General features: G+C 41.0%; 31 protein-coding genes. 27 read left to right on the forward strand and 4 right to left on the reverse strand.

Going from position 1 to position 24,294, the window contains the following annotated elements; translation table 11 throughout:
- Positions 1 to 17 precede the first annotated feature (17 nt).
- The 15 genes from rplE (at position 18) to rplQ (ending at position 8,234) form a co-directional block, all read left to right on the forward strand.
- Positions 18 to 554, forward strand: a complete 537-nt coding sequence (gene rplE, locus FW759_RS11550) for a 50S ribosomal protein L5 (RefSeq protein ID WP_062843940.1) — start codon at positions 18 to 20, stop codon at positions 552 to 554.
- A gap of 12 nt (positions 555 to 566) precedes the next feature.
- Complete coding sequence (gene rpsN / locus FW759_RS11555) at positions 567 to 872, forward strand: 30S ribosomal protein S14 (RefSeq protein ID WP_062843941.1); 306 nt, start codon at positions 567 to 569, stop codon at positions 870 to 872.
- Between the two features lie 11 nt (positions 873 to 883).
- Positions 884 to 1,282 carry a 30S ribosomal protein S8 gene (rpsH, locus tag FW759_RS11560; protein WP_062843942.1) on the forward strand — a complete coding sequence of 133 codons (399 nt, stop codon included), beginning with the start codon at positions 884 to 886 and terminating at the stop codon, positions 1,280 to 1,282.
- A gap of 226 nt (positions 1,283 to 1,508) precedes the next feature.
- Complete coding sequence (rplF, locus tag FW759_RS11565) at positions 1,509 to 2,042, forward strand: 50S ribosomal protein L6 (RefSeq protein WP_062843943.1); 534 nt, start codon at positions 1,509 to 1,511, stop codon at positions 2,040 to 2,042.
- A gap of 11 nt (positions 2,043 to 2,053) precedes the next feature.
- A complete protein-coding gene (gene rplR / locus FW759_RS11570; RefSeq protein ID WP_062843944.1) occupies positions 2,054 to 2,404 on the forward strand; it encodes a 50S ribosomal protein L18 in 351 nt (116 codons plus the stop codon).
- A gap of 2 nt (positions 2,405 to 2,406) precedes the next feature.
- The gene (gene rpsE, locus FW759_RS11575; protein ID WP_062843945.1) at positions 2,407 to 2,922 is read left to right on the forward strand and encodes a 30S ribosomal protein S5; all 516 of its coding nucleotides are present in this window, start codon (positions 2,407 to 2,409) and stop codon (positions 2,920 to 2,922) included.
- Positions 2,923 to 2,942: 20 nt separating this feature from the next.
- Complete coding sequence (gene rpmD / locus FW759_RS11580; protein ID WP_010196714.1) at positions 2,943 to 3,122, forward strand: 50S ribosomal protein L30; 180 nt, start codon at positions 2,943 to 2,945, stop codon at positions 3,120 to 3,122.
- Positions 3,122 to 3,562, forward strand: a complete 441-nt coding sequence (gene rplO, locus FW759_RS11585) for a 50S ribosomal protein L15 (RefSeq protein ID WP_062843946.1) — start codon at positions 3,122 to 3,124, stop codon at positions 3,560 to 3,562. The genes rpmD and rplO overlap by 1 nt, the downstream gene beginning before the upstream one ends.
- A 19-nt stretch (positions 3,563 to 3,581) precedes the next feature.
- A complete protein-coding gene (gene secY, locus FW759_RS11590; RefSeq protein WP_179207260.1) occupies positions 3,582 to 4,913 on the forward strand; it encodes a preprotein translocase subunit SecY in 1,332 nt (443 codons plus the stop codon).
- A 30-nt stretch (positions 4,914 to 4,943) separates the two neighbouring features.
- Positions 4,944 to 5,060 carry a 50S ribosomal protein L36 gene (rpmJ, locus tag FW759_RS11595; protein WP_010196721.1) on the forward strand — a complete coding sequence of 39 codons (117 nt, stop codon included), beginning with the start codon at positions 4,944 to 4,946 and terminating at the stop codon, positions 5,058 to 5,060.
- A gap of 249 nt (positions 5,061 to 5,309) precedes the next feature.
- Complete coding sequence (gene rpsM / locus FW759_RS11600; RefSeq protein WP_021813384.1) at positions 5,310 to 5,666, forward strand: 30S ribosomal protein S13; 357 nt, start codon at positions 5,310 to 5,312, stop codon at positions 5,664 to 5,666.
- A gap of 20 nt (positions 5,667 to 5,686) precedes the next feature.
- Positions 5,687 to 6,076 carry a 30S ribosomal protein S11 gene (gene rpsK / locus FW759_RS11605; protein ID WP_045454458.1) on the forward strand — a complete coding sequence of 130 codons (390 nt, stop codon included), beginning with the start codon at positions 5,687 to 5,689 and terminating at the stop codon, positions 6,074 to 6,076.
- 48 nt (positions 6,077 to 6,124) lie between these two features.
- Positions 6,125 to 6,766: a 30S ribosomal protein S4 gene (rpsD, locus tag FW759_RS11610; protein WP_058025563.1), complete on the forward strand. Its 642-nt coding sequence runs from the start codon at positions 6,125 to 6,127 to the stop codon at positions 6,764 to 6,766.
- Between the two features lie 81 nt (positions 6,767 to 6,847).
- A complete protein-coding gene (locus FW759_RS11615) occupies positions 6,848 to 7,855 on the forward strand; it encodes a DNA-directed RNA polymerase subunit alpha (RefSeq protein ID WP_021813386.1) in 1,008 nt (335 codons plus the stop codon).
- Between the two features lie 19 nt (positions 7,856 to 7,874).
- Positions 7,875 to 8,234, forward strand: a complete 360-nt coding sequence (gene rplQ / locus FW759_RS11620; RefSeq protein WP_021813387.1) for a 50S ribosomal protein L17 — start codon at positions 7,875 to 7,877, stop codon at positions 8,232 to 8,234.
- An 86-nt stretch (positions 8,235 to 8,320) separates the two neighbouring features.
- On the opposite strand, the gene FW759_RS11625 is transcribed toward rplQ, so the two are convergent.
- Positions 8,321 to 8,941, reverse strand: coding sequence for an L-threonylcarbamoyladenylate synthase (locus tag FW759_RS11625; RefSeq protein WP_443528386.1), 621 nt, complete (start codon positions 8,939 to 8,941; stop codon positions 8,321 to 8,323).
- Between the two features lie 279 nt (positions 8,942 to 9,220).
- Entirely contained in the window at positions 9,221 to 9,937 is a 717-nt protein-coding gene (locus tag FW759_RS11630) for an elongation factor P hydroxylase (protein WP_443528388.1), read from the reverse strand.
- A gap of 156 nt (positions 9,938 to 10,093) precedes the next feature.
- Between FW759_RS11630 and FW759_RS11635 the strand changes: the two genes are divergently transcribed.
- The 6 genes from FW759_RS11635 (at position 10,094) to lysM (ending at position 14,683) form a co-directional block, all read left to right on the forward strand.
- Positions 10,094 to 10,687 carry a YceD family protein gene (locus tag FW759_RS11635; RefSeq protein WP_062843950.1) on the forward strand — a complete coding sequence of 198 codons (594 nt, stop codon included), beginning with the start codon at positions 10,094 to 10,096 and terminating at the stop codon, positions 10,685 to 10,687.
- 316 nt (positions 10,688 to 11,003) lie between these two features.
- The gene (gene rpmF / locus FW759_RS11640; RefSeq protein WP_010196743.1) at positions 11,004 to 11,186 is read left to right on the forward strand and encodes a 50S ribosomal protein L32; all 183 of its coding nucleotides are present in this window, start codon (positions 11,004 to 11,006) and stop codon (positions 11,184 to 11,186) included.
- A 441-nt stretch (positions 11,187 to 11,627) separates the two neighbouring features.
- Positions 11,628 to 12,596, forward strand: coding sequence for an ACP S-malonyltransferase (gene fabD / locus FW759_RS11645; protein WP_446443067.1), 969 nt, complete (start codon positions 11,628 to 11,630; stop codon positions 12,594 to 12,596).
- Positions 12,587 to 13,321: a 3-oxoacyl-ACP reductase FabG gene (fabG, locus tag FW759_RS11650; protein ID WP_228139937.1), complete on the forward strand. Its 735-nt coding sequence runs from the start codon at positions 12,587 to 12,589 to the stop codon at positions 13,319 to 13,321. The genes fabD and fabG overlap by 10 nt, the downstream gene beginning before the upstream one ends.
- 270 nt (positions 13,322 to 13,591) lie before the next feature.
- Positions 13,592 to 13,828, forward strand: a complete 237-nt coding sequence (acpP, locus tag FW759_RS11655; protein ID WP_021813394.1) for an acyl carrier protein — start codon at positions 13,592 to 13,594, stop codon at positions 13,826 to 13,828.
- 321 nt (positions 13,829 to 14,149) lie between these two features.
- The gene (gene lysM, locus FW759_RS11660; protein ID WP_443505930.1) at positions 14,150 to 14,683 is read left to right on the forward strand and encodes a peptidoglycan-binding protein LysM; all 534 of its coding nucleotides are present in this window, start codon (positions 14,150 to 14,152) and stop codon (positions 14,681 to 14,683) included.
- A gap of 138 nt (positions 14,684 to 14,821) precedes the next feature.
- On the opposite strand, the gene queG is transcribed toward lysM, so the two are convergent.
- Positions 14,822 to 16,039: a tRNA epoxyqueuosine(34) reductase QueG gene (gene queG / locus FW759_RS11665; RefSeq protein WP_446443068.1), complete on the reverse strand. Its 1,218-nt coding sequence runs from the start codon at positions 16,037 to 16,039 to the stop codon at positions 14,822 to 14,824.
- Positions 16,040 to 16,233: 194 nt separating this feature from the next.
- Here queG and FW759_RS11670 point away from each other — a divergent pair, with 194 nt between their 5' ends.
- Entirely contained in the window at positions 16,234 to 18,021 is a 1,788-nt protein-coding gene (locus FW759_RS11670; protein WP_446443069.1) for an NAD(P)H-hydrate dehydratase, read from the forward strand.
- Positions 18,022 to 18,023: 2 nt separating this feature from the next.
- On the opposite strand, the gene FW759_RS11675 is transcribed toward FW759_RS11670, so the two are convergent.
- A complete protein-coding gene (locus FW759_RS11675; protein ID WP_446443070.1) occupies positions 18,024 to 18,521 on the reverse strand; it encodes a DUF4124 domain-containing protein in 498 nt (165 codons plus the stop codon).
- Between the two features lie 847 nt (positions 18,522 to 19,368).
- Between FW759_RS11675 and FW759_RS11680 the strand changes: the two genes are divergently transcribed.
- The 5 genes from FW759_RS11680 to FW759_RS11700 all read left to right on the forward strand — a co-directional run bounded on the left by FW759_RS11680 (position 19,369) and on the right by FW759_RS11700 (position 24,130).
- Entirely contained in the window at positions 19,369 to 21,168 is a 1,800-nt protein-coding gene (locus tag FW759_RS11680) for an acetolactate synthase 3 large subunit (RefSeq protein ID WP_228139893.1), read from the forward strand.
- Positions 21,168 to 21,665, forward strand: coding sequence for an acetolactate synthase small subunit (gene ilvN / locus FW759_RS11685; protein WP_062843957.1), 498 nt, complete (start codon positions 21,168 to 21,170; stop codon positions 21,663 to 21,665). Before FW759_RS11680 ends, ilvN begins: the two co-directional genes overlap by 1 nt.
- A 152-nt stretch (positions 21,666 to 21,817) precedes the next feature.
- Positions 21,818 to 22,834, forward strand: a complete 1,017-nt coding sequence (gene ilvC / locus FW759_RS11690) for a ketol-acid reductoisomerase (protein WP_062843958.1) — start codon at positions 21,818 to 21,820, stop codon at positions 22,832 to 22,834.
- Positions 22,835 to 23,205: 371 nt separating this feature from the next.
- On the forward strand, positions 23,206 to 23,538 hold the full coding sequence (locus FW759_RS11695; RefSeq protein ID WP_323053118.1) for a hypothetical protein: 333 nt from the start codon (positions 23,206 to 23,208) through the stop codon (positions 23,536 to 23,538).
- Positions 23,539 to 23,917: 379 nt separating this feature from the next.
- Positions 23,918 to 24,130, forward strand: a complete 213-nt coding sequence (locus FW759_RS11700) for a cold-shock protein (protein ID WP_057758834.1) — start codon at positions 23,918 to 23,920, stop codon at positions 24,128 to 24,130.
- Positions 24,131 to 24,294: the final 164 nt, after the last annotated feature.

Genomic DNA, 24,294 nt, shown 5'->3' on the forward strand with positions numbered 1-24,294 from the left:
CTAAGGGTGTAATGGTAATGGCAAGATTAAAATCTTTATATAACGATAAACTAAAGCAGCAAATCAAAGAAGAGCTTGGTGTTGCAAACGTGATGCAAGTGCCTAAAATCACTAAAATCACACTAAACATGGGTGTAGGCGGCGCGTCTCAAGACAAGAAATTGCTTGAAGGTGCAGTGGCTGATATGACTGCAATTGCTGGTCAAAAGCCTGTTGTCACCAAAGCGCGTAAATCAGTTGCTGGCTTTAAAATTCGTGAAGAATGGCCAATTGGCTGTAAAGTAACGCTACGCGGTGAGCAAATGTACGAATTTTTAGATCGTCTCATTGCCATTGCAATTCCTCGTATTCGCGATTTCCGCGGTTTTTCACCTAAAGCCTTTGACGGACGTGGCAACTACTCATTGGGTATCAAAGAACAGATCGTATTCCCAGAAGTAGATTTTGACAAGATTGATCGTATCCGTGGTATGGATGTGACGATCACCACGTCAGCTCAGTCTGATGAAGAAGGTCGTGCGTTGCTTAAAGCATTCGGCTTCCCATTTAAATAAGGTAAAGACGTTATGGCAAAGAAGAGCATGATTAACCGCGAATTAAAGCGCGAAAAAATGGTTGCTAAATATGCTGAAAAGCGTATCAAGCTAAAAGAAACTATCAGTGATATGAATGCAAGCGACGAAACTCGTATGGAAGCGATGCTAGAGCTACAAGCTCTTCCACGCAATTCATCACCAGTACGTCTACGCAATCGTTGTGCTATCACCGGTCGTCCTCATGGTTACTTCCGCAAGTTTGGCTTATCACGCAATATGCTGCGTGAGCGTGTCATGCAAGGCGATGTGCCTGGTGTTCGTAAAGCAAGCTGGTAAGGAGTAACTATATGAGTATGCAAGATACCGTTGGGGATATGCTAACCCGTATTCGTAACGCACAAATGGCTAACAAAGTATCGGTAGCAATGCCGAACTCTAAATTACGTAAATCAATTGCTGATTTACTAGTTAGCGAAGGTTATGTGGCAAGCGCTGTTGTTACTGAAGAAGAAAACAACAAAGCGACCCTATCTATCGAATTAAAATACTTCGAAGGCAAAGCTGTCATCGAAACTATCCAACGTTTTAGTCGTCCTGGCTTACGCCAGCATCGCGGCAAAGACAATATCCCTACTGTTAAGCAAGGTATGGGTGTTGCTATCGTATCAACTAGCCAAGGCATCATGAGTGATCGTGCTGCACGTGCTGCTGGTATCGGTGGTGAAGTCGTTGCATTTGTTGCCTAATCAGTATTTATTGCTCTAGGTAATAAGACGATAAAGTCTATTTGAACCCTTTAATAGTTTCCTATGACATTTATATAGATTAATTATAAGTTCTAAGAAACTATTCATTTGATCTTAATAAAATTGAATGATGCTTAATGGGTGCAACTATGCTAAACTAGCAGGCTTTTTAGCCTGTTAGTTTTTTCGCTAATATAAAGAAGTCAATTTTTTAAGGAATATTCCTATGTCTCGTGTGGCTAAAGCCCCAGTGACGCTACCAAGTGGTGTAAGCGTTACTTTGAACGATCGGCAGGTCGAAGTTAAAGGCAAGAACGGCAATTTGTCTTTACGCCTGCATGAATTGGTCGAGCTGAAACAGGAAGATGATGCTATCATTTTCTCACCTACAGTCGATTCGAAAGAAGCTATGATGCACACTGGCACCATGCGCGCCCTGCTAAACAACTATGTTACAGGCGTTAATGAAGGCTTTGAAAGACGTCTTCAGTTAATTGGTGTTGGTTATCGCGCTCAAGTTGCTGGTAACAAAGTAACTTTGAACGTTGGTTACTCTCATCCAGTAGAGTATACGTTGCCTGAAGGTGTGTCAGCTGAAACCCCAACGCAAACTGAAATTGTTTTAAAATCAAACAATAAGCAGCAGCTTGGTCAAGCAGCGGCTAATATCCGCGGTTTCCGTCCACCTGAGCCTTATAAAGGTAAAGGTATTCGTTACAGTGATGAACATGTGATTCGCAAAGAAGCTAAGAAAAAATAAGGTGAGTTGAAATGTTTGATAAAAAAGCAGCTCGTCTGCGTCGAGCTAAGAAAACCCGCGCGCATATCCGTGTCTTAGGCGCTCATCGCTTAACGGTTAATCGCACGCCGAAACATATTTATGCCCAGATTATCTCTCCGAACGGTGGTGAAGTGATTGCTCAGGCATCTACCTTGGACGGCAGTTTGCGTTCAGGCGCTACAGGCAATATTGATGCCGCAACGTCTGTGGGTCAATTGATCGCAGAACGTGCAAAAGCAGCTGGTATTACTAAAGTTGCCTTTGACCGTAGTGGTTTTAAATATCATGGTCGAGTAAAAGCTTTAGCGGAAGCTGCTCGCGAAAATGGATTGGAGTTTTAATCATGGCTAGAAATGATAAAAATGATAAGAACGAACAAACTGACGGCCTAGTCGAACGCTTGGTTACTGTTGATCGCGTTGCCAAAGTTGTCAAAGGTGGTCGTATTTTTTCTTTCACTGCGTTGACCGTAGTGGGCGATGGCAATGGTCGTGTTGGTTTTGGTCGTGGTAAAGCACGTGAAGTGCCAGCTGCTATTCAAAAAGCACTAGAAGCTGCTAAACGCAATATGATCACTGTTGATCTTAATGATGCAACTTTGTATCATCCAATCAAAGCACGTCATGGCGCAAGTAAAATTTATATGCAACCTGCATCTGAAGGTACTGGCGTAATCGCTGGTGGCGCAATGCGTGCTGTATTAGAAGTTGCTGGTGTCAAAGATGTTTTGACTAAATGTTATGGTTCTACCAATACTGCTAACGTTGTTCGTGCAACGTTTAACGGTTTACGTGATATGTCAACTCCAGAAAAGATGGCAGCTAAACGTGGTAAATCTGTAGACGAAATCTTGGGTTAACTTAGACTAGGTGAGTTACGATGAAAAAAATGAAAGTCACTCAATTTAAATCGGGTGCCCATCGCCTAAAGAGCCACAAAGCGAGCTTGAAAGGATTGGGTTTACGCCGTATTAATCATACTGTTGAAGTAGAAGATACTCCTTCAACCCGTGGTATGGTTAATCGCGTCAACTACATGGTAAAAGTGGAGGAAGCGTAATGGGACTTAGATTAAATGAATTATCACCAGGTGTTGGCGCAAAGAAAACTGCCCAACGTCGTGGTCGTGGTATCGGTTCAGGTCTTGGTAAGACTGGTGGTCGTGGTGTAAAAGGTCAGAAATCTCGTTCAGGTTCTAGCATTCGCTCAGGATTTGAAGGTGGCCAGATGCCTCTATATCGTCGTCTACCAAAATTTGGTTTTACCAGTAAATTGGCAATGAAGACGGCTGAAGTACGTTTGTCTGAACTGAACAAAATTGAAGGCGATGTAGTTAGCATTGAGACACTTAAAGCTGCTAACCTAATCCGTCACGATATGAAGCGTGCACGTGTTATGTTGTCAGGTGAAGTTACTAAAGCTTATACTTTTAAAGGTATCAAAGTAACTAAAGGCGCTAAGCAAGCAATCGAAGCTGCTGGTGGTAGCATCGAGGAGTAGTAACGTGTCAAAACAATCAATGTCATCGACTGGTATACCGCTTAATCCATTTGCATTCATACGTAAGTATGATGAATTATGGACGCGCTTATTATTCTTAATCGGCGCATTGATTGTTTATCGTTTAGGGTCACATATTCCTGTACCAGGCATTAACCCAGTTAATCTAGCAGATCTGTTTTCGCGCAACGAAAATACTATCTTGAGTATGTTCAACATGTTCTCAGGTGGTGCGCTAGAGCGTATGTCCATTATGGCGCTTGGTATTATGCCATATATTTCAGCATCAATTATTGTACAGATGATGTCTGCGGTATTACCATCGCTTGAAGCTCTTAAAAAAGAGGGTGAGGCGGGACGACGTAAGCTAAACAAGTATACTCGTCAGGGGACACTTGGTTTGGCACTGGTACAATCGTTGGGAATGTGTGCTGGTTTAATCAGTCAAAATCTTACCTTATCATCTGGTCTTACCTTTTATATTCCAGCAGTTACTTCTTTAGTAGCAGGCGCAATGTTCTTAATGTGGCTCGGTGAGCAAATTACAGAGCGTGGTGTTGGTAATGGTATTTCAATGCTCATTTTTGCGAGTATTGTGGCTGGTACGCCAGGTATGATTTCGCAATCTATTGAACAAGTGAATCAAGGTCAAATGAACTTGATTGTACTATTTATTTTTGTGTTATTAGGCATCGCGGTTACTGCTGGCATTGTTTATATTGAACGTGCTCAGCGCCGTGTTCCCGTAAACTACGCACAAAAACAACAACAAGGCCGTAAAATTTACGCTCAGCAGCAGTCACATTTGCCGTTGAAGCTTAATATGGCAGGGGTTATCCCAGCTATTTTTGCAAGTTCATTGTTATTGTTTCCAGCAAGTTTAGGGCAATGGGTTGGTCAATCAACTGATCCTACTTTTACTCAAAAAATATTACAAAATATGGCATTGGTATTGTCTCCAGGACAACCGCTATATTTAGTCTTGTTCGGTGCGATGATTATTTTCTTCTGTTACTTTTATACGGCACTAGTATTTAGCCCGCGTGAAGTAGCTGAAAACCTTAAGCGTAGTGGTGCTTATATTCCAGGTATTCGCCCAGGCCAACAAACTCAGCGTTATCTCGATCATGTATTAAACCGATTGACCTTTATTGGCGCGATGTATATGACGGTTATTTGTTTAATGCCAATGGTCGTCCAGTCATCGTTTGGTGTACCGTTCCAACTTGGTGGTACGTCTTTACTGATTATGGTGGTTGTGGTAATGGATTTCATTTCGCAGATCCAAGCGCATTTGATGACCCATCAATATCATGATCAGACGTTAATTCAATCGCCCACTCAATCTTAATGAGCGGTACGATATTTCAAGGAGTATGCTATGAAAGTTCAAGCATCAGTTAAGAAGATTTGTGGTAGCTGTAAAGTTGTGCGCCGTAAAGGCCGTGTACATATTATTTGTACAGCAGAACCGCGCCACAAGCAACGTCAAGGTTAATACTTAGTTTTATAAAGTTTATAACTTTTGTCACTATTTAAATTAATACTTGAAAAATAACGGCGGATGGGATATCATCCGCCACTTGCCGTGTTTATGCAGAATATTTTATAATTCTATTTATTGATAGGCTTTTTATAAAGTCAAAAAGTAATATGGTTATAAAGTTCTAGTATTAACAGCAACAAATCTGAAGAATAATGCCTTATTGATAAATAACGCTTATTTTTCTTTAATGGAGAGAAATCAATGGCTCGTATTGCCGGCGTAAACATCCCGGATAATAAGCATGCTGTTATTTCACTAACTTACATCTTTGGTGTAGGTCGTACCACTGCTCAGAAAATCTTAGAAGCAGTTGGCATTGCCCCTACTACTAAAGTTAGTCAGTTAGATGATACACAGTTAGATGCTATCCGTGCACAAGTTGCAAATTACATGACCGAGGGTGACCTTCGTCGTGAAGTTTCAATGAATATTAAGCGTTTAGTTGATCTTGGTTGTTACCGTGGCATCCGCCATCGTCGTAACCTACCAGTTAGAGGTCAGAACACCAAGAACAACGCTCGTACTCGTAAGGGTCCGACACGTCCTCTCAAAAGATAATTAACTTAGGAAGCTAAAAGATGGCAAAAGACACTCGCAGTCGCAAAAAGGTGACTCGCCGTTCAGTATCGGAGGGCATAGCCCATATCCATGCGTCTTTTAATAACACCATTGTTACGATTACCGATCGTCAAGGTAATGCATTGGCTTGGGCCACTTCAGGTGGACAAGGCTTCCGTGGTTCACGTAAATCTACACCATTTGCAGCTCAGGTTGCAGCTGAAGTCGCTGGTAAAGCGGCTCAAGAATATGGTGTTAAGAATATCGACGTTTTGGTCAAAGGACCAGGACCGGGTCGTGAGTCTGCGGTAAGAGCACTAGGTGCATTGGGTTATAAAGTTAACAGCATCTCTGATGTAACCCCAATCCCACACAATGGTTGCCGTGCGCCGAAAAAGCGCCGCGTCTAATATTAAAGACGAAGCTTTTTATCCCAAAAGCTTATAGGAGACATAACAATGGCCCGCTATATTGGACCAAAACTAAAATTATCACGTCGTGAAGGTACGGACTTAGGTCTTAAGTCTGGCGTTAAACCATACGATGTAAAAACGAAAAAAGCTGGTCGTCCACCAGGTCAACACGGTGTAAGCCGTAATAAGACCTCAGAATATGCTTTACAGCTGCGTGAAAAGCAAAAAGTTAAGCGTATTTATGGTGTGTTAGAGCGTCAGTTTGCTAATTACTATAAAGAAGCTGCTCGTAAGCGTGGCGCTACTGGTGAAAACTTGCTAGCTATGCTTGAGAGCCGTCTAGATAACGTGGTATATCGCATGGGCTTTGGCTCAACTCGCGCTGAAGCACGTCAGCTAGTTAGTCATCGCACTGTTATGGTAAAGAAAGCTGGTCGTGATGAGTTTGTTCGTGTGAACATTCCATCAATTCAGCTTCAAGATGGTGATGTCATCGCTATCCAAGAGAAATCTCGCGAACAGCTACGTATTAAAAACGCTATTGAACTAGCGACACAACGTGGTATTCCAGAATGGCTTGATGTTGATCACAGCAAATTACAAGGCACGTTCAAAAAAGCGCCTGATCGTATTGATCTACCTGCTGAAATCAACGAAAGCTTGATCGTTGAGTTATACTCTAAGTAAATGACGTAATGCTCAATGTTATGAGAATGGCATTGAGCAATTAACGTTAATTAAACCAGTTTAATAAATCGAGGTGACATCATGATGCTAAATGCAACTGAGTTTCTAACGCCTAACGCCATTAATGTGGATACGGTTAACGAAACGATTGCGAAAGTCACGCTCGAACCGTTAGAACGCGGCTTTGGGCATACCCTAGGTAATGCTTTACGCCGCATCTTGTTATCTTCATTACCTGGTGCTGCAGTCATTGAAGCTGAGATTGATGGTGTTGACCATGAATACTCAACGCTTGAAGGGCTACAAGAAGATGTACTTGACTTGCTTTTGAACCTAAAAGGCTTGGCAATCACACTTCATGACCAAAATGAAGTATTTTTGACCTTGGATAAACAAGGTCCAGGCACTATTACTGCTGCAGATATCGCGTTACCGCATAACGTAGACATTATCAATCCAGAATTGGTATTGGGTACATTGAGCGACCGTGGTCATCTTAAGATGCGTTTGCGTGTAGTAATGGGTCGTGGATATGAGCCAGCAAACCAGCGCCGTGAAGATGGCGATACCAAAGCAATTGGACGTTTGAAACTTGATGCAAGTTTTAGTCCTGTGCTTCGTGTTGCTTATCAGGTTGAGAACGCTCGTGTAGAGCAGCGTACTGATCTTGATCGTCTTATCATTGAGCTTGAAACTAATGGCACTATAGATCCAGAAGAAGCAATTCGTAAAGCAGCCACTATTTTACAACAACAGATTTCTATCTTTGTTGACCTAGAAGCTGAAGAAGCGCCTGAGCCTGTGAAAGAAAAAGAAGAGGTTGATCCGGTGCTATTACGCCCTGTGGACGATCTTGAACTAACGGTTCGCTCAGCCAACTGCTTGAAAGCTGAAAACATTTACTATATCGGTGATTTGGTACAACGTTCAGAGACTGAACTATTAAAAACCCCAAATCTTGGTAAGAAATCATTAACGGAAATCAAAGACGTTTTAGCGTCTAAAGATTTAGAGCTCGGTATGCGCCTAGATAACTGGCCACCAGCTGATTTACGCGTTGATGATCGCTTTTCTTATCGTAGCCGTTAAACTTTAAGGATTTTTGACTATGCGCCATCGTAAGAGTGGAGTCAAGCTGGGTCGTACCGGCAGTCATCGTAAGGCAATGTTTCAGAACATGACTAACTCATTATTTGAGCATGAACTGATCAAAACAACTTTACCAAAAGCTAAAGAATTACGTCGCGTTGCCGAGCCATTAATCACTATGGCTAAAGAAGACAGCGTTGCTAATCGTCGTTTAGCATTTAGCCGTATGCGTAGCAAAGCTATGGTAGGCAAATTATTTGGCACGTTAGGTCCTCGTTATCAGACGCGTCCAGGTGGTTATTTGCGTATCGTAAAATGTGGTTACCGTGATGGTGACAATGCGCCAATGGCTTATGTAGAATTGGTTGATCGTGACTAATTTTATACTAATAGTATAAGTTATAAAAAAGCTCCAATTTAATTGGAGCTTTTTTTTGCCTGAAATTTGCTATTACTTTTTATTAATCACAACAATAACGATGTGACATCAGCAGCCCCTTGCCTAATAACTTCAGGTTGACCACTGGTCATATCTACAATGGTGGTTAATTTGGTAGTTTTTACACCTGCATTGATCAAACCATCTATTTGATTGCCCAAAAGATCTTCAATTTCAAATGGATCATCAAGTATTTCATCTTTATTAGGTAGTATTAACGAACTCGTCAAGATTGGTTCGTCCATAGCCTCTAAAAGTGCTTGAGCAATAGGATTGCTGGGTACCCTAATGCCAATAGTTTTTTTCTTCGCATGCGCCAATTTTTTCGGCACATCCTTTGTGGCGTTTAAAATAAAGGTAATAGGGGCTGGTGTATGAGCTTTGAGCTGTTTAAATTGCACGTTGTCTACTGTTGCATAGTTCGCAATTTCACTTAAGTCTCGGCACAGCAGGGTGAATTGATGCTTATCATCAAGCTCACGAATTTGCTTGAGCTTTTCTAGGGCGTCTTTCGCTCCTAAGCGACAACCAAAAGCATAACTTGTATCAGTAGGATAAATGATCAATTGATCTTTACGCAGTAGGTCAGCGGCTTGTTCGATAAGGCGAGGCTGTGGATTTTCTGGATGGATATAAAATACTTGCATGGTGGCTCCTTATTTTATAGTTATTGATTGATAATCAGATAAAGATATTATTCTTTGTCATTTGTCTCTCTTATTTTTCAGATAAATAATCCATTTGCTGAATAAAAATGGAATACTCATAGAATGACTGACAAAAACGCTATCAATTTAAAATCTGCTTTATGAGTTAGTATAGTCTGATGTAGACAGAAGTTTATTGGTAAGGCGTTACTATCCGTAGAAAATCGTTAACGGAAAATTGATACGGAGTCACATGCTAAAATCATTAAGCCGTTTGAATCAGGGGTAAGTACAAACACTAAGAAAAGTGCGCAGCAATACTTTGGCATCACGTGGTAAGCGATGTGGTTTTTCAATATACTCTTTGACTTGTGTATAAACGTCACTAGCAAAAGTGCTGCTACTGGTATCAAACGTTGCAAACAAGTTGTCTTGTGAGACTTGAAAGGAGCTTTTACAGGCGAGTGTAAACAAACACTCTAATGCTTGCGGCTTAATCTCTACATGCTCGAATGCTTGCTGCTGAGTAGCTGAGCGTCCATCTGGTGCGTACCAATAACCAAAGTCACTAAGAGTCCTACGATTTTTACCAGCAACGCACCAGTGGCTGATTTCGTGTAATGCACTAGCGAAAAAACCGTGTGCAAATTCAATTCTTGCTGGTTGATCGTCATGGGCAGGGAAATATTCGGGTTCTCCTGAGCTGCGTGCCAGTATGACTTGTTGATTTGCAAATAGGGTATTAAATAGTCGTATCAGCCAATCTGTTGCGACCTGTTCGCCATCAATTACTTTGCTAGCATAGATTTCTTGCCATTCTTTTTTCCACTTATTTAAATGTTCTTTATTCTGGCATTTTTCATACTCAAAACTACCTGAAGTAGTACTGTCATTTCGGGCGGAGTTTGTCAGTTCGATTAAGTGTTGGAGAAATGATTTGTCTTCGGCATAAGCCAGCAGATCAGAGAAATCAGGTTTAGTATTACATGAGCTCATAGATATAACGATAACCAAATTAAAATAAGAGGGGAAGATAGAAAAGCAGAACAAACCAGCTAAAAAAAATTTAACATACTAGCGCTAGCGCAGCTTAACGCTTTCCTTTAGTATGGCAGGCAATATTATACACCGTTTTGATGAATGAGGCCTCGCATGTCAAGCACTCCAGAAAGTAAATCGTCAGTCCTTAAATCTGACAACAAAAAAGCGCCTGTCTCTGCCAGCATGCCTGAGCATATTTCTTTAGACAAATGGGCAGACAGCGGTTATGAGTGGGCAGGAGAAGTGTCACCCAATTCTTTTAAACGTCTAAACGCTACGTTAACAACGGAACGTGAACAGTCAAACACCCAGATTAGCGCTAATTTATATCGTCGCAATAACGTTTTACACTTGGCGTTTACGTTAGATGGTGAAGTCTGGCTTACTTGTCAACGTTGTTTGCAGCCGATCAATATTGATTTGTCCGATGACTACGACATTGCTTTGCTTGAAAATGACAGTCAAGTACGTTTAGTGAATGAAGAACAGGACTATCTAATACTGGATGAAGTTATCACTGAGCAATCACCAGAGACGCTATTGCCATTCAAAAAGCTGGTAGAAGATGAAATTTTATTAAAAATTCCAATGGCACCAAAGCATGACGATTGCGAAATGACTGTTGAGCAATTTGGTGAAATTCCAGAAGAGGAAGAGACAGAAAATCCTTTTGCTGCATTGGCATCACTTAAAGGTAAGCTATAATAATCTGAATATTTTATCAGCAATTTTATAGCCACTTTTACTACTTTGTGCAGAAGAGTGGAAAGCAGGGCTTTATTAATCTAATAAACATGCGTATAATGTCCGGTTTATTGCATTCTAGCAACAAGTTACTTGCTGATAGACGCTGACTAGGCAAATTCTATAGATTTTAGACGTAGTCAGTACTTTTATGTAGGTGGCAATCTATTTAATTAATGATGCTTAAGACTTAGGTTGTTGTGACCATATAATCTCTGTCAGTATCAACTGAAGCTGAATTTTTAAGCTTATCCCTTTTAAGTATAGGAGCTATATCATGGCTGTTCAAAAAAGTCGTAAAAGCCGTTCTCGTCGTGACATGCGCCGTTCACACCATCGTATGGAAGTGGCTGAGCTAAGCGTAGATGCTACTACTGGTGAAAAGCATCGTCGTCATCACATGACTAAAGATGGTTTCTACCGTGGTCGTCAGTTATTCAAAGTAAGCCAAGACGCTTAAGTCCTTGGCTATACAATAGATAATATAAAAGTAGTGATGATACTGGTGATTGTCACTGTCTTTTTGCAATTATTATCAAGTAGTATGCTATAAGTTAAAAGAGCCAAGTTATTTCGCTATCATATATTATGTGGCTGGATAACTTGGCTTTTTGCTATACATTTTTTATCGTCAGTATATCAAAGTCTTTAACTTTGAATCTTTAGCAGCTTTTAGCGACTATGCAAGTAAATTGATAAGATTGCTTTTCTAGCGCATGTGATATTTTTTGCTATTTATCTTGAAGTTTGATTCGCTAGGATAATAGTGCGTGTCAGTGTATAGTTTGCTGATAGTTGGTTCTTTGGGCAAATAAAGCAAATACTGGCTTGATATAGTATCTAATAATATAACGACCCCATTGTTTTAGGGATGTTTCCAATTAAATAAGGAATATTGGTTATGGCTTCTGTACCTGATATGGTAAAAAAGCAACCCACACGTATTGCGGTAGTTTTTCCTGGACAAGGATCACAAGTCGTTGGAATGACCAACGAGCTTGCTGACATCTATCCAGAAATTCGTGATACTTTTGCTGAGGCGAGTGAAGCGCTTGGCGAAGATTTATGGGCTATTTGTCAGGATGAAGAAAAGCTCAATCAGACTCAATATACCCAACCTGCTTTGTTAACTGCTAGCATAGCGATCTGGGGTATCTTGAAACAGAAAATAGCCACAAAACCTTCTTATTTAGCTGGACATTCTTTAGGTGAGTATAGTGCACTGTGTGCAGCTGACGTCATCTCATTAGCAGATGCAGTCACCTTGGTCCATAAGCGCGGTCAATTGATGCAGGAAGCAGTTGTCGGTATCGATACGGCTATGGCAGCAGTATTGGGCTTAGAAGACAATCGGGTCGAAAACCTATGTGAGCAAGCGACCGAGCATGTCGACGATGCAGTGGTTGGTGCCGCGAATTTTAACAGCCCAGGACAAGTGGTTATATCGGGTAATGCGGTAGGTGTTAATGCCGTGATCGATAAAGTACAAAACACTGGCAAAAAAGCCATTCCTTTGAAGGTAAGTGTGCCATCGCATTGTGCACTTATGGAGCCAGCCAGCAGTGCCTTGGCTGAAATATTAGCAGGCATCAAATTTGATCAAGCAACTATTCCTGTTATTCAGAATCGCTATGCGCGTATCGAAGGTAACGCTATAGGCATTAAACAAGCATTGACGGAGCAGTTGAGTCAGCCTGTATTATGGTCAAAAACCATGCAAGAGCTTACTGATAAACAAATCAATGTTTTAATCGAATGTGGTAGTGGCAACGTATTGAGCAACTTAGCCAAGCGCCAAGCACAACCAATTACCAGCTATCCTACTGATAAGCCTGCCCGTATTGATAAATTAATGGAGATATTATCATGAGCCGTACAATTACATTAGTCACTGGTGCCAGCCGTGGTATCGGTAAAGCCGTTGCTAAACGTTTTGCTAAAGAAGGTCATTTTGTCATTGGAACAGCGACTAGTGAAAAAGGGGCTGAACTTATCAACGATTATCTTCATGATACTGGTGGTATTGGTCGAGTCTTAGACGTTCGAGATAGTGCACAGATTGATAAATTATTTGAAGAAATTGAAAGTGTTTATGGTGCAGTACAAGTGTTGGTAAACAATGCAGGTATTACCCAAGATGGCCTATTAATGCGTATGAAAGACGAAGATTGGAGCAATGTGATTGACACCAATTTGACCTCAATTTACCGTATGAGCAAACGTGCTGTGCGTGGCATGATGAAAGCACGCCGTGGACGTATTATTAATATTACTTCTGTCGTCGCACAGATGGGCAATGCTGGTCAATCTAACTACGCTGCGACCAAAGCAGGGGTTGAAGGTTTCAGCCGTACTTTGGCACGTGAGATCGGTTCAAGACAAGTCACTATCAATTGCGTAGCACCAGGTTTGATTGAGACAGATATGACTGATGAGCTTGACGAGCGTCTACTAAACTCTATGTTGGATGCGGTGCCTATCAGTCGTCTTGGTCAGCCAGAAGACATTGCTGCAGCGGTGCATTTTTTAGCAAGTGATGAAGCGAGTTATATTACAGGTGCTGTCATTCCTGTAAATGGTGGCATGTATATGTAGGCCAAAAATAAGTGTTACACACTGATAATAAAAAACTGTGTGAACGAGTGTAAACTCTAATAAACAGTGCTATAATGACGGACACTTTTATATCGAAGTCCTGTATGATAGCAAGGCTTTATCAGACATTAGTCAAATCGTATAACTGGTTATAAAGCACTTAGACGACCTACTAATTTAAAAACATCATTTTGTATACAATGTCATAGAATCTAATGATAGGACTATGAACAGTTTGTAAAAATAATAGATCAAAAAGGAGAAATCTACATGAGTAATGATACAGAGTTAAGAGTTAAAGCAGCAGTAGCCGAGCAACTAGGTATGAATGTTGAAGATATCAGCAACGATGCTTCATTTATGGAAGACCTAGGCGCTGATTCATTGGATCTAGTGGAATTGGTTATGTCATTTGAAAGTGATTTTGGTATCACTATTCCTGATGAAGATTCAGCAGAATTGACAACTGTACAAAAAGCAATTGATTATGTACAAGCTCAGCTATAATTAGTAATTTGCTCAGCAAGTTTTATATGACCGCTTATCTTTTTAGGTAAGCGGTTTTTTTATGTTTATACTTTTATTAAGTATCTCATCTATATTACATGTATAACTGCTTTAACATAAGCTACGCCAAATCAACATTACTCAACATTCTATTACTATCTTACTCAGCTGCCTTTGCTTATACTCATAAGGGTAAGCATTACTAAGAAATGATTATAGTATTTTGATGGTACTCTATTTACAGAGATTTGTGCTCATAAAGAGTTACCATCACAACAATAAACACAAATAATAAATAATGATATTTCAAGGAGTAATAAGATGGGTGTATTCAGTTTTGCAAAAGACATTGGTGAGAAGATATTTAATCGCGATGATGCCAAGCACGATGCCAAATCAGAAACAAAAGCCGCAGCTACCACACCAGCCGCAAAAACGACTGGCACACCTGTTGCGAGTAGTGAGCCTTCAGCACAGTCAGTAGCCAATCTACTGCTTCGTCGCATTCAACAGCAGAATTTGAACATTAGCGACCTACAAATAAAATATAATGGTACTACAGACACGGCAGAAATTAGCGGTAAAGCGAAGACGCAAGCGGATCGTGAAAAAGCGATTATCGCCATTGGTAATGTGCAAAACGTTGCTAAAGTTATCGATAGTATCGATATTGAAGAAGATGCACCTGAATCTACGATGTATACTGTAAAATCTGGTGATAGCTTGTCAAAAATCGCAAAAGATGTGTATGGTTCAACAGCTGACTATATGAAGATTTTTGAAGCCAACAAACCAATGTTGTCTGACCCAGACAAAATTTATCCAGGTCAAGTATTACGTATTCCTAAGCCATAGTAGAAATACAGTCAATGTATTGGGAATGATTTGAAACTCGATATTTAAAAAACGCCTCTTTTTAAGAGGCGTTTTTTTTGTCTATTACTTTTTTTAAAGTGAATTAAGGACAAGTTAGTGCATGGCGCTAAAAATCTATCAGTGATCGGCATTTAGTTTTTCATATTGTTCATCGATTGCCCATGTTATGTGTTCATCAAGAACGTCATTATGCTTGCCTAATTTCGATTGCAAATGTGTGATGACTTCTTCGCTACCATTCGCATTACCAAGCCCAACCGCAATATTACGTAAAAAATTGACATAGCCTGTACGTCTGAGTGGGCTACCTTCTGTCTTTTTCATAAAGTCAGCTTCTTGCCATTGCCATAATTCTAGTAAGCTGCTGTTATCAAGGTTATGTCGCGGTGCAAAGTCGTCTACAGACGTGAGGTTGGCGTAACGATTCCACGGGCAAATAAGCTGGCAATCATCACAACCGAAGACGCGATTGCCAATGGCACGGCGATATTTGTGATCAATGATACCGTCGTGTTCGATAGTGAGATATGAGATACAGGCCGAGGCATTAAGCTCATAGGGTGCGACGATGGCTTGGGTAGGGCAGATATCGATGCAAGCACTACAACTCCCACAGTGTGCCTTAACAGGTTGGTCGTCGGGCAATTCAAGACTGACAAATAGCTCGCCCAGCACGAAAAACGAACCTGCTTGCTTGTTGAGCAATAAGGTATGTTTTCCTGTCCAACCAAGCCCTGCTGCTTCTGCAATAGGACGCTCAAAAATAGGCGCAGAATCACTAAAAGGTCTAAAAATAAAATCTTGGTCTGAGCCGATATTGAGATGTTGCCACTCAGGAAGCATGGTTTCGATATTCAATGCCAACTGCTTTAAACGACTGCGCATGGTTTTATGGTAATCCCGCCCTCTCGCATAGCGTGCAATGATACCTTGATTAGGATGATCGTTATCACTGACCGTGCGAGGTGTTGGCGTTTGAGTCAGATAGTCCATACGTACACTGATGATGGTTTTTGCACCTTCTACCAATTGGTCAGGATTTGCGCGCAGATGATGATTGTTATGCATGAATTGCAGCTGACCCTCATAGCCTTTATCTAACCATTGCTGCAACTGTAAAATTTGCTGAGCAAACAGAGGGTGATGAACCGATAAGAAACCGCAGTCAGCAAATCCCAGCGCCTGTGCTTGAGCTTTAATCCAGTGTTTGACGTCCGCAGTGGTTGTAAATGCTGGAGTATTTTTAATAGTAATCTTTTTTTCAGATGCACCGCTGCTAGCTGATACCTGTTTAATAGAAGCGTCTGATAAGTTTGGTTTAGATGAATGATTCATGTAGGGCAATAGGCATTGATGTGAATACCGCTATGATAAGCGAGTGAGCGAAGAGCGCAAGCATAAAAGTCAAATAAACGCACATTCATATTAATACACAACATAGAGTTAGCTTTGCTAAGCTAATGACATTGAGAAATAAGTATACTTACATTACTAAAAAATATGCCTATAAAAATAATCGAGGACAAGTCATGTCAAAACTTTCTAACTTATTAAACGAAAAAACGAACATACCTGTAGCGCTTTATAGTAGTGAGCAAGCTTATGCGATGGAGCAGGCATGGTTTGCACAAGGTCATGACAGTTTTGGATTGATGAAGCAAGCAGCTTGGCAAATGGCGCAGCAGATCGAACAGCTTTATGCAAAAAAGTATTTGCATACTAACGTATCAAATAATAATCAAAGTAATTATGTAGAGACTCAAGAGCGACGAGTCAGTGTCTGGGTCGGGAAGGGCAATAATGGTGGTGATGGTTGGCTTGTTGCCTATTATTTGCAACAAGCAGGCTGGCGTGTACAAGTCATAACAGTCGGTTTTGAGCATTGTGATTTTGAGATAAATGATGAGTCTGATGCGTCAAGCACACCGACCGATGCTATAAAAGCGCTAAAAATAGCACTATCTGCTGATTGCAATTATCAACGCTTTGAAGACCATCTGGATGAGCTGAATGATTCCAGAAAAGCAGGCTTACAAGCAGATATTTATATTGATGCGTTATTTGGTATTGGGCTGAACCGCGCGCCTGAAGGTATGTATAAGCAAGCCATTCATGCCTTCAATCAATCGGTTCAACAAGCACATGCATTGGCTGTAGCAGTGGATATTCCAAGTGGGTTGGTGGCGTCTACTGGCGAAGTATTTGATCAAATCGCCATACTGGCAGACGTGACCTTATGTCTGATTGCTAGAAAATTTGGTCTGCATACGAAGGATGGCGCTGATTATAGCGGAGAAGTGCTTGATATACCGTTGATACCTTATGAGACAGTATCTGATCGACAGAGTTGTCAGTCTCAAAATATGAATAAGCTGGCACCAGTGGCTATGCTGCTAACGGCAGCACACAGTTTTAATGCCCGTCGCCAGAATAGTTACAAAGGAAGTTACGGTCATGTTTTGGTCATCGGTGGCAATCGTGTCAACGGTTCACAAGGTATGGGCGGAGCAGCGATATTATCAGCTTCTAGCGCCATGGCAACAGGCACTGGGAAAATTACCGTTGCTTGTCATGACGCTTTTCATGGCGCACTTTTGACGTCATTACCAGATGCCATGACTATCGACTTGCATGATGTAGAGGGCGTCAAGCATCTGATTGAATCTGCCAGTATCATTGCTATCGGTATGGGATTGGGTCGTGATGAAAAAGCAAAAGCGATATTTATCAGCTATGTGGAAGCCGCTATGGCTAATGAAAAACCAATGATTATCGATGCTGACGGTCTTTATCATTTGGCGTCATTACAAGCAGAGACTCACAAACTGATCTCTGAGCTACGCGAATACAGTATGGATCATCAGGTTTGTTTAACACCGCATAGTGGCGAAGCGGCTAATTTACTAAATAAAAAAATAAGTGAGGTAGAAAGCGATAGATTGGCTGCTATCAAGCAGTGTGCTGAGACTTACGGCGGCGATTGGGTGTTAAAAGGCGCAGGTTCTTTGGTACTTGAGCAACGCTCAGGATGGAAAAATATTTATGTTTGCGGTGTTGGTAATGCTGGTATGGCGACAGCTGGCATGGGTGATGTGTTGTCTGGGGTTACCGCTGGTCTACTGGCACAACAAGATTTAGAATCAGAGATGCGCAGCTTGCACCAAGCAGTGGTTATTCACGGTCTAGCCGGAGATACGCTGGTAAACCAAACAAGTCATGATGATAAGCGTACACTATTGGTCGGACAAAGAGGGCTACAAGCTCAAGATATGCCAGCAGCCATTCGTCATGTGATGCAGTTAGGAATTTTTACCTAAAATTAGGTAGAAGGGTTATTGCAGTATTGATTAATCGCTTGTTGAACTCGCTCACGTTTAAGCTCGATTTCACGGCCATCCAAGTATTGACGTTTACCATTGGCGTCCATCTCATAGATGCGACCGCCAACGTTTAGGTTGGTAAAATTGTTTCGTAGCGATTGGCAACGCTGGGCATTGGCTTGAGCATCCTGTTCTTTAATTCGTGCTTCTAGCTGTGCAACACGCTGTTCTTCAGCGCTTTGAGTATTGCTACCTTGATCGGCTTCTGTTTTGCCTGCCATCTGTCCAGCATTGTTTTGTCTACCATCACTGCGAAATTCGATGAGTTCAACATTTTTACCATTTTGCGGGGCATGTTGACTGTATTTGACTTCACCGTGAGCACCAATAGATTTATAAACCTGAATAGCCTGACTGGCATTCATTGACATCATTAACATACACGCAGTACTGATAAGCAGTTTGGCAGCATTATTTATCTTAGACGCATATGCCATGTTTGCAATCCTCTTAATTGGTAAAACAGATGTAAGTATAAATATAACATCTGAACGTGCTAATGAGACTAAAAAAATATGAACGTCTGATTTTAACAAATATTACTTATGAATGTATATTATTTAATAACCAATAGTTAGGTATAGGCTTTAGAATTTTTTCTTGACAATGGCTCACAAACAATCGAATATAATAGAAGTTGATTGGTCAGTGAACGGCTCTTATTGCATTGCCGTGGCACTTGAAAATAATGACAACGGGTTACTTATCGGTAACTGGCGCAGTTTTATTTTCTTTGTGACAATGATATGAGAAACATAGTAATCACAGGCATTACTATTGAAACTTTATACATTGTCTCCGGACTTATCTGTCTACAATGACTAAGATAAACTTATTATTTGATACTTACTACGCATGATTCTAACGGTATTACTAAATTGATATGGTATGTGAAAATAGATGTTGTTGCTAAAGCACTTATAAGACCTAAGAAGTTTATAAGATAGCATTGGCTATGAGAGTAATTTACTCTATCTATACTGTGGCATTCGTGCCCACCTACTCGTATAAATACTGACTGATATTCATCATCGATAATAAGCTTCTTTTATAGATGCATTCGCATCTTGTCACTGTATATCGATAAACACCGTCACAAAACTGACCTTACATACATTGCTGAAATACAGCGGGCACAAATTCTTGTCCTACACAAGGATTGGCATTCATTTTTACGAGATGGACAACAATGTGCAAACGTGGTTGTTTTCTTTTATGAAATAACGCAATTTTTTGCCACAAAAAAGGGTGACGACAGTGACGCAAACTACGCAAAGTCCAAACATGACTGGACATACCCAAACGGGTAATGCTGCCAAAAACTTTGAAAAGAAACAACAACGTCTTGCTGAGAATAATGGTCAGCCTGTAAAGCTGTCTGGCGCTGAGATATTGGTTCAATCGCTGACTGATGAAGGCGTTGAATATATTTTTGGTTATCCAGGCGGTGCCGTTCTGCATATTTATGATGCCTTGTTCCAACAAGACAATATCGAGCATATTCTGGTGCGTCATGAGCAAGCGGCTGGTCATATGGCAGATGCTTACTCACGCGTGACGGGTAAGACGGGCGTCGTATTAGCAACGTCGGGCCCTGGTGCAACCAACACCGTGACAGCTATTGCGACCGCCTTTATGGATTCAGTACCGATGGTTGTAATCGCCGGTCAGGTGCCAAGTAGCCTTATTGGTGAAGACGCTTTCCAAGAAACCGATATGGTTGGTGTCTCACGTCCTATCGTGAAGCATAGCTTTCAGGTGCGTCATGCGAGCGAAATTCCAAGTATTGTCAAAAAAGCGTTTTATATTGCACAGTCTGGACGTCCAGGACCAGTGGTCATTGACGTGCCTAAAGACATGACCGCACCCAACGAAAAGTTCGCATACGAATACCCAGAAGAGGTTTTCATACGCTCGTATCAACCTTCGCTAAAAGGCCATAGCGGTCAAATCAAAAAAGCAGTTGAGACTTTATTGTCTGCACAGCGCCCAGTTATTTATGCGGGTGGCGGCGTGATTTGGAGTAAGGCGCATGAAGAGCTGACAGATCTAGCTCACCGTCTAAACTTACCTGTGACCAACACATTAATGGGTCTTGGTACTTTCCCTGGCTCTGATCGTCAGTTTTTAGGTATGCTGGGCATGCATGGTACTTATGAAGCCAATATGACCATGCATCATGCCGACGTGATTTTGGCGGTTGGTGCACGTTTTGATGACCGCGTCACCAATAACGTCAAAAAATTCTGCCCAAATGCAACGATTATCCATATTGATATCGATCCGGCATCTATTTCTAAAACGATTCTTGCTCATATTCCTATCGTTGGTGACGTGAAGTCTGTATTGACGGACATGTTAGATATTATTGGGCACGACAAAGAGCTTGAGCAACATGCACTACTTGATTGGTGGTCACAGATTAATGAATGGCGCAAACGTCATGGCTTACGTTATGACACCAATACAGACAACGGCATTAAGCCACAAAACGTTGTACAAGCATTATGCAAAATTACCGATGGCAAAGCCATTATCACAAGTGACGTGGGTCAGCATCAGATGTTTGCTGCACTTTACTACACGTATGATGAGCCGCGTCAGTGGTTGAATTCAGGCGGACTTGGTACGATGGGCGTCGGGCTACCATATGCAATGGCCGCAAAGCTTGTCAATCCTGAGCGCGACGTGGTGTGTATTACTGGCGAAGGCTCTATTCAGATGAATATCCAAGAGCTGTCTACGTGCTTGCAATACAATTTACCAGTCAAGATTTTGAATTTAAACAACGCTCAGTTGGGTATGGTCAAACAGTGGCAGGATATGTTGTACGAAGGTCGCCATGCACAGTCTTATATGAACTCATTGCCTGACTTTGTAAAATTGGCTGAAAGTTATGGTCATGTGGGTATTAAGATCACCGATCCTGAGACCATGGAAGCACAGTTGGCTGAGGCCATGGCAATTAAAGACAGATTGGTATTCATTGACGTTTATGTCGATCGTAATGAGCATGTGTATCCGATGCAAATTGCTGGACAAGCCATGCGTGATATGTGGTTAACAAAAGGGGAGCGTACCTAATGCAGCAACAACATCTTATTTCAGTATTAATGGAAAATGAAGCAGGTTCGTTGTCGCGATTGGTCGGCTTGTTCTCACAACGTGGCTATAATATCGAAACACTAAACGTTGCGCCCACCGATGATCCAAGCATTTCACGTTTGACATTAACGACTATTACTTCACCTGAAAGAATTGAACAAATTACCAAGCAATTGCATAAGTTGATTGAAGTCGTTAAAGTGCATAACTTATCAGACACGGTACATGTAGAGCGTGAATTGATGCTGATCAAAGTACGTGCAACAGGTAACGTGCGTGAAGAAATCAAGCGCAGTGCTGATATTTTCCGCGCCCAAATTGTTGACGTCAATGCGGCTTTATATACCATTCAAATCGTTGGCGACAAAGCGAAGTTAGATGGTTTCATTGATGTGATTGGTCGTGACCGTATTATGGAAGTTGTACGTTCAGGTGTGATTGGTATTGCTCGTGGTGAGAAAACACTTAGCTTATAACCAACGCTGATTGTATTCAAACATCATATTTTAAACTTATTTACTTAGAATTTAACATCGCGCTTAGGTAACAACTTACGTATATAAAGTGGCTGTAAACTAAGCGCTCATTTATCCATGGTAAGCCATGATTGAGGAAAAGGACTCTATTTATGAACGTATTTTATGACAAAGATTGTGATCTATCGATTATCCAAGGCAAAAAAGTTGCCATTATTGGCTACGGTTCACAAGGCCATGCACACGCTCTTAATTTACAAGATTCAGATGTCGAAGTAACTGTCGGTCTACGCGCAGGCTCAGGCTCATGGAAAAAAGCTGAAAACGCTGGCTTAAAAGTTGCTGAAGTAGAAGAAGCGGTAAAGGCCGCTGACGTGGTCATGATTTTGACGCCTGATGAGTTCCAAAAAGAGCTTTACAGTGACGTGATTGAACCCAATATCAAAGAAGGTGCCACCTTAGCATTTGCTCATGGTTTCGCGATTCATTACAACCAAGTCGTACCACGTAGTGACCTTGATGTCATCATGGTTGCGCCTAAAGCGCCAGGTCATACCGTTCGTTCTGAGTTCACAAAAGGTGGCGGTATCCCTGATCTTATCGCTATCTATCAGGATGCTTCAGGTCAAGCCAAGCAAGTAGCGCTTTCTTACGCTGCTGGTGTTGGTGGTGGTCGTTCAGGTATTATCGAAACGACGTTTAAAGATGAGACAGAAACGGATTTATTCGGTGAGCAAGCCGTTCTTTGTGGCGGTGCGGTAGAGCTGGTAAAAATGGGCTTTGAAACCCTAACTGAAGCAGGTTATGCGCCAGAAATGGCATATTTTGAGTGCTTACATGAGCTTAAACTGATTGTTGACTTGATGTATGAAGGCGGTATTGCTGACATGAATTATTCAATCAGTAACAACGCTGAATACGGTGAGTACGTGACTGGCCCTGAGGTTATTAATGAGCAGTCTCGTGAAGCCATGCGTAATGCATTAAAACGTATTCAGTCTGGCGAATACGCGAAAATGTTCATTTCTGAAGGTGCAACCAACTACCCATCAATGACCGCCCGTCGTCGTAACAACGCTGAGCATCAAATTGAAGTGACTGGTGCCAAACTACGTGGCATGATGCCTTGGATTGGTGGCAACAAGATTATCGATAAAGACAAGAACTAAGCAACTATTTAGGATACAAGCCTAGTTAGTCATAAAAACCCACGCTATGAATGCATAGCGTGGGTTTTTTAATCGCTACTATTTGAATACGTTTTCATAGAGGTCTAATCATATGGCTTGAAAAGCAGTGGTAACTCCCCAATGTAGATTATCGCCTTTGTGTTCTTTAATTGTTTGCTCAATGAGACGACGGTCATTATCTTGATTTGTCTTCGACAGGTTGGAGAGAACAAAAAATTCCTTCATTTTTATTTTTCATAGATTACAGGTTGTATGTTGTGCAAATATCTTATCCTGACTGGCTAACGCCGCAATTCATATATGTTACGCTCAGCGCCGTGATAGCAGTGTTAATTTGGATACAAGGAGAAATGCTCAAGAAAACGAATGGCAAATTACCAAAGTCTAAGTTTTTTCAAGTTAGCTCACTCCTAGACACGCTGTGGTTCTTTATTTCCGTAGTCATGTTATATGTGATAGATCTAACGCCATTGGCTATCGCGGTTCCTGCAGCTTATGGTATTTATACGACTTTCGGTTGGATTTATGGAACACGTCTATTAAAACGTAAAGGGGTTCCTGACTCTCCCAAAGACTTGGTCATACCAGCCAAATATATCGCTTATAGTCAGTCATTTTCATTGATATTTTTTGCCCTTTGTTTACTAGTGCTGAGCTCGCCATGGCTACCCATATTTCAATAGAATATTTTTGTATTGTTGCTCATTATAATTTGCAGCACTGATATGCCTCAGGTTGAATCATTGGTTTTTATTTGGGCGTTGCATATCTAATAATAAAATTATATTTAATATCAGTATGATAGGTGATTGGTTGCTTAATAAATTGGTCTTTTTGAACTGATTATAATCGTTTACAAAAATCATCAATTTAACCAGTTGCGATTAAGAAAAGCTGCTATAATCAAGTGGTATTCAAAGATTTTTAGGCAAAAACCTTATGTTAACTCTGAGGTAGTTTGATGGTTTTAATCATCAAGCCAAGCAAAAAATAATTTGGGTATATATCAATTAATCGGTGGCGACACAAGTCTCACCAACAGTTAAAGAGTTAGGAAAATTTATGTCAGATAAAGTTGAAGGCACTGTAAAGTGGTTTAATGAAGCTAAAGGTTTTGGTTTTATTGCTCAAGACAATGGCGGACAAGATGTATTCGCTCACTACAGCGCTATCCAAGGCAATGGTTTCAAAACTCTAGCCGAAGGCCAAAAAGTGTCTTTCATCTTAGGTGATGGCAAAAAAGGCCCACAGGCTGAGCAAATCGAAGCTATCTAATCTTATTTTTTATTGAATCGACTGATTTTCAGTAGATTCAATAATAGGTAGATTACATATAAGCATTGATTACTTTGTTTGTTAAAACAATAAAAATACTGTTTCGACTTCAAAAAAAAGCAACCTCTCATCAGGTTGCTTTTTTTATACTTTTTTCTTTGTGA

The sequence above is a fragment of the Psychrobacter sp. 1176_08 genome, assembly GCF_052850615.1.

Coding starts and splice junctions, on each gene's coding strand:
- rplE (WP_062843940.1), top strand. CDS start 18: ATGGCAAGATTAAAATCTTTATATAACGATAAACTAAAGCAGCAAATC.
- rpsN (WP_062843941.1), top strand. CDS start 567: ATGGCAAAGAAGAGCATGATTAACCGCGAATTAAAGCGCGAAAAAATG.
- rpsH (WP_062843942.1), top strand. CDS start 884: ATGAGTATGCAAGATACCGTTGGGGATATGCTAACCCGTATTCGTAAC.
- rplF (WP_062843943.1), top strand. CDS start 1,509: ATGTCTCGTGTGGCTAAAGCCCCAGTGACGCTACCAAGTGGTGTAAGC.
- rplR (WP_062843944.1), top strand. CDS start 2,054: ATGTTTGATAAAAAAGCAGCTCGTCTGCGTCGAGCTAAGAAAACCCGC.
- rpsE (WP_062843945.1), top strand. CDS start 2,407: ATGGCTAGAAATGATAAAAATGATAAGAACGAACAAACTGACGGCCTA.
- rpmD (WP_010196714.1), top strand. CDS start 2,943: ATGAAAAAAATGAAAGTCACTCAATTTAAATCGGGTGCCCATCGCCTA.
- rplO (WP_062843946.1), top strand. CDS start 3,122: ATGGGACTTAGATTAAATGAATTATCACCAGGTGTTGGCGCAAAGAAA.
- secY (WP_179207260.1), top strand. CDS start 3,582: ATGTCATCGACTGGTATACCGCTTAATCCATTTGCATTCATACGTAAG.
- rpmJ (WP_010196721.1), top strand. CDS start 4,944: ATGAAAGTTCAAGCATCAGTTAAGAAGATTTGTGGTAGCTGTAAAGTT.
- rpsM (WP_021813384.1), top strand. CDS start 5,310: ATGGCTCGTATTGCCGGCGTAAACATCCCGGATAATAAGCATGCTGTT.
- rpsK (WP_045454458.1), top strand. CDS start 5,687: ATGGCAAAAGACACTCGCAGTCGCAAAAAGGTGACTCGCCGTTCAGTA.
- rpsD (WP_058025563.1), top strand. CDS start 6,125: ATGGCCCGCTATATTGGACCAAAACTAAAATTATCACGTCGTGAAGGT.
- FW759_RS11615 (WP_021813386.1), top strand. CDS start 6,848: ATGATGCTAAATGCAACTGAGTTTCTAACGCCTAACGCCATTAATGTG.
- rplQ (WP_021813387.1), top strand. CDS start 7,875: ATGCGCCATCGTAAGAGTGGAGTCAAGCTGGGTCGTACCGGCAGTCAT.
- FW759_RS11625 (WP_443528386.1), bottom strand. CDS start 8,941: ATGCAAGTATTTTATATCCATCCAGAAAATCCACAGCCTCGCCTTATC.
- FW759_RS11630 (WP_443528388.1), bottom strand. CDS start 9,937: ATGAGCTCATGTAATACTAAACCTGATTTCTCTGATCTGCTGGCTTAT.
- FW759_RS11635 (WP_062843950.1), top strand. CDS start 10,094: ATGTCAAGCACTCCAGAAAGTAAATCGTCAGTCCTTAAATCTGACAAC.
- rpmF (WP_010196743.1), top strand. CDS start 11,004: ATGGCTGTTCAAAAAAGTCGTAAAAGCCGTTCTCGTCGTGACATGCGC.
- fabD (WP_446443067.1), top strand. CDS start 11,628: ATGGCTTCTGTACCTGATATGGTAAAAAAGCAACCCACACGTATTGCG.
- acpP (WP_021813394.1), top strand. CDS start 13,592: ATGAGTAATGATACAGAGTTAAGAGTTAAAGCAGCAGTAGCCGAGCAA.
- lysM (WP_443505930.1), top strand. CDS start 14,150: ATGGGTGTATTCAGTTTTGCAAAAGACATTGGTGAGAAGATATTTAAT.
- queG (WP_446443068.1), bottom strand. CDS start 16,039: ATGAATCATTCATCTAAACCAAACTTATCAGACGCTTCTATTAAACAG.
- FW759_RS11670 (WP_446443069.1), top strand. CDS start 16,234: ATGTCAAAACTTTCTAACTTATTAAACGAAAAAACGAACATACCTGTA.
- FW759_RS11675 (WP_446443070.1), bottom strand. CDS start 18,521: ATGGCATATGCGTCTAAGATAAATAATGCTGCCAAACTGCTTATCAGT.
- FW759_RS11680 (WP_228139893.1), top strand. CDS start 19,369: ATGACTGGACATACCCAAACGGGTAATGCTGCCAAAAACTTTGAAAAG.
- ilvN (WP_062843957.1), top strand. CDS start 21,168: ATGCAGCAACAACATCTTATTTCAGTATTAATGGAAAATGAAGCAGGT.
- ilvC (WP_062843958.1), top strand. CDS start 21,818: ATGAACGTATTTTATGACAAAGATTGTGATCTATCGATTATCCAAGGC.
- FW759_RS11695 (WP_323053118.1), top strand. CDS start 23,206: ATGCTCAAGAAAACGAATGGCAAATTACCAAAGTCTAAGTTTTTTCAA.
- FW759_RS11700 (WP_057758834.1), top strand. CDS start 23,918: ATGTCAGATAAAGTTGAAGGCACTGTAAAGTGGTTTAATGAAGCTAAA.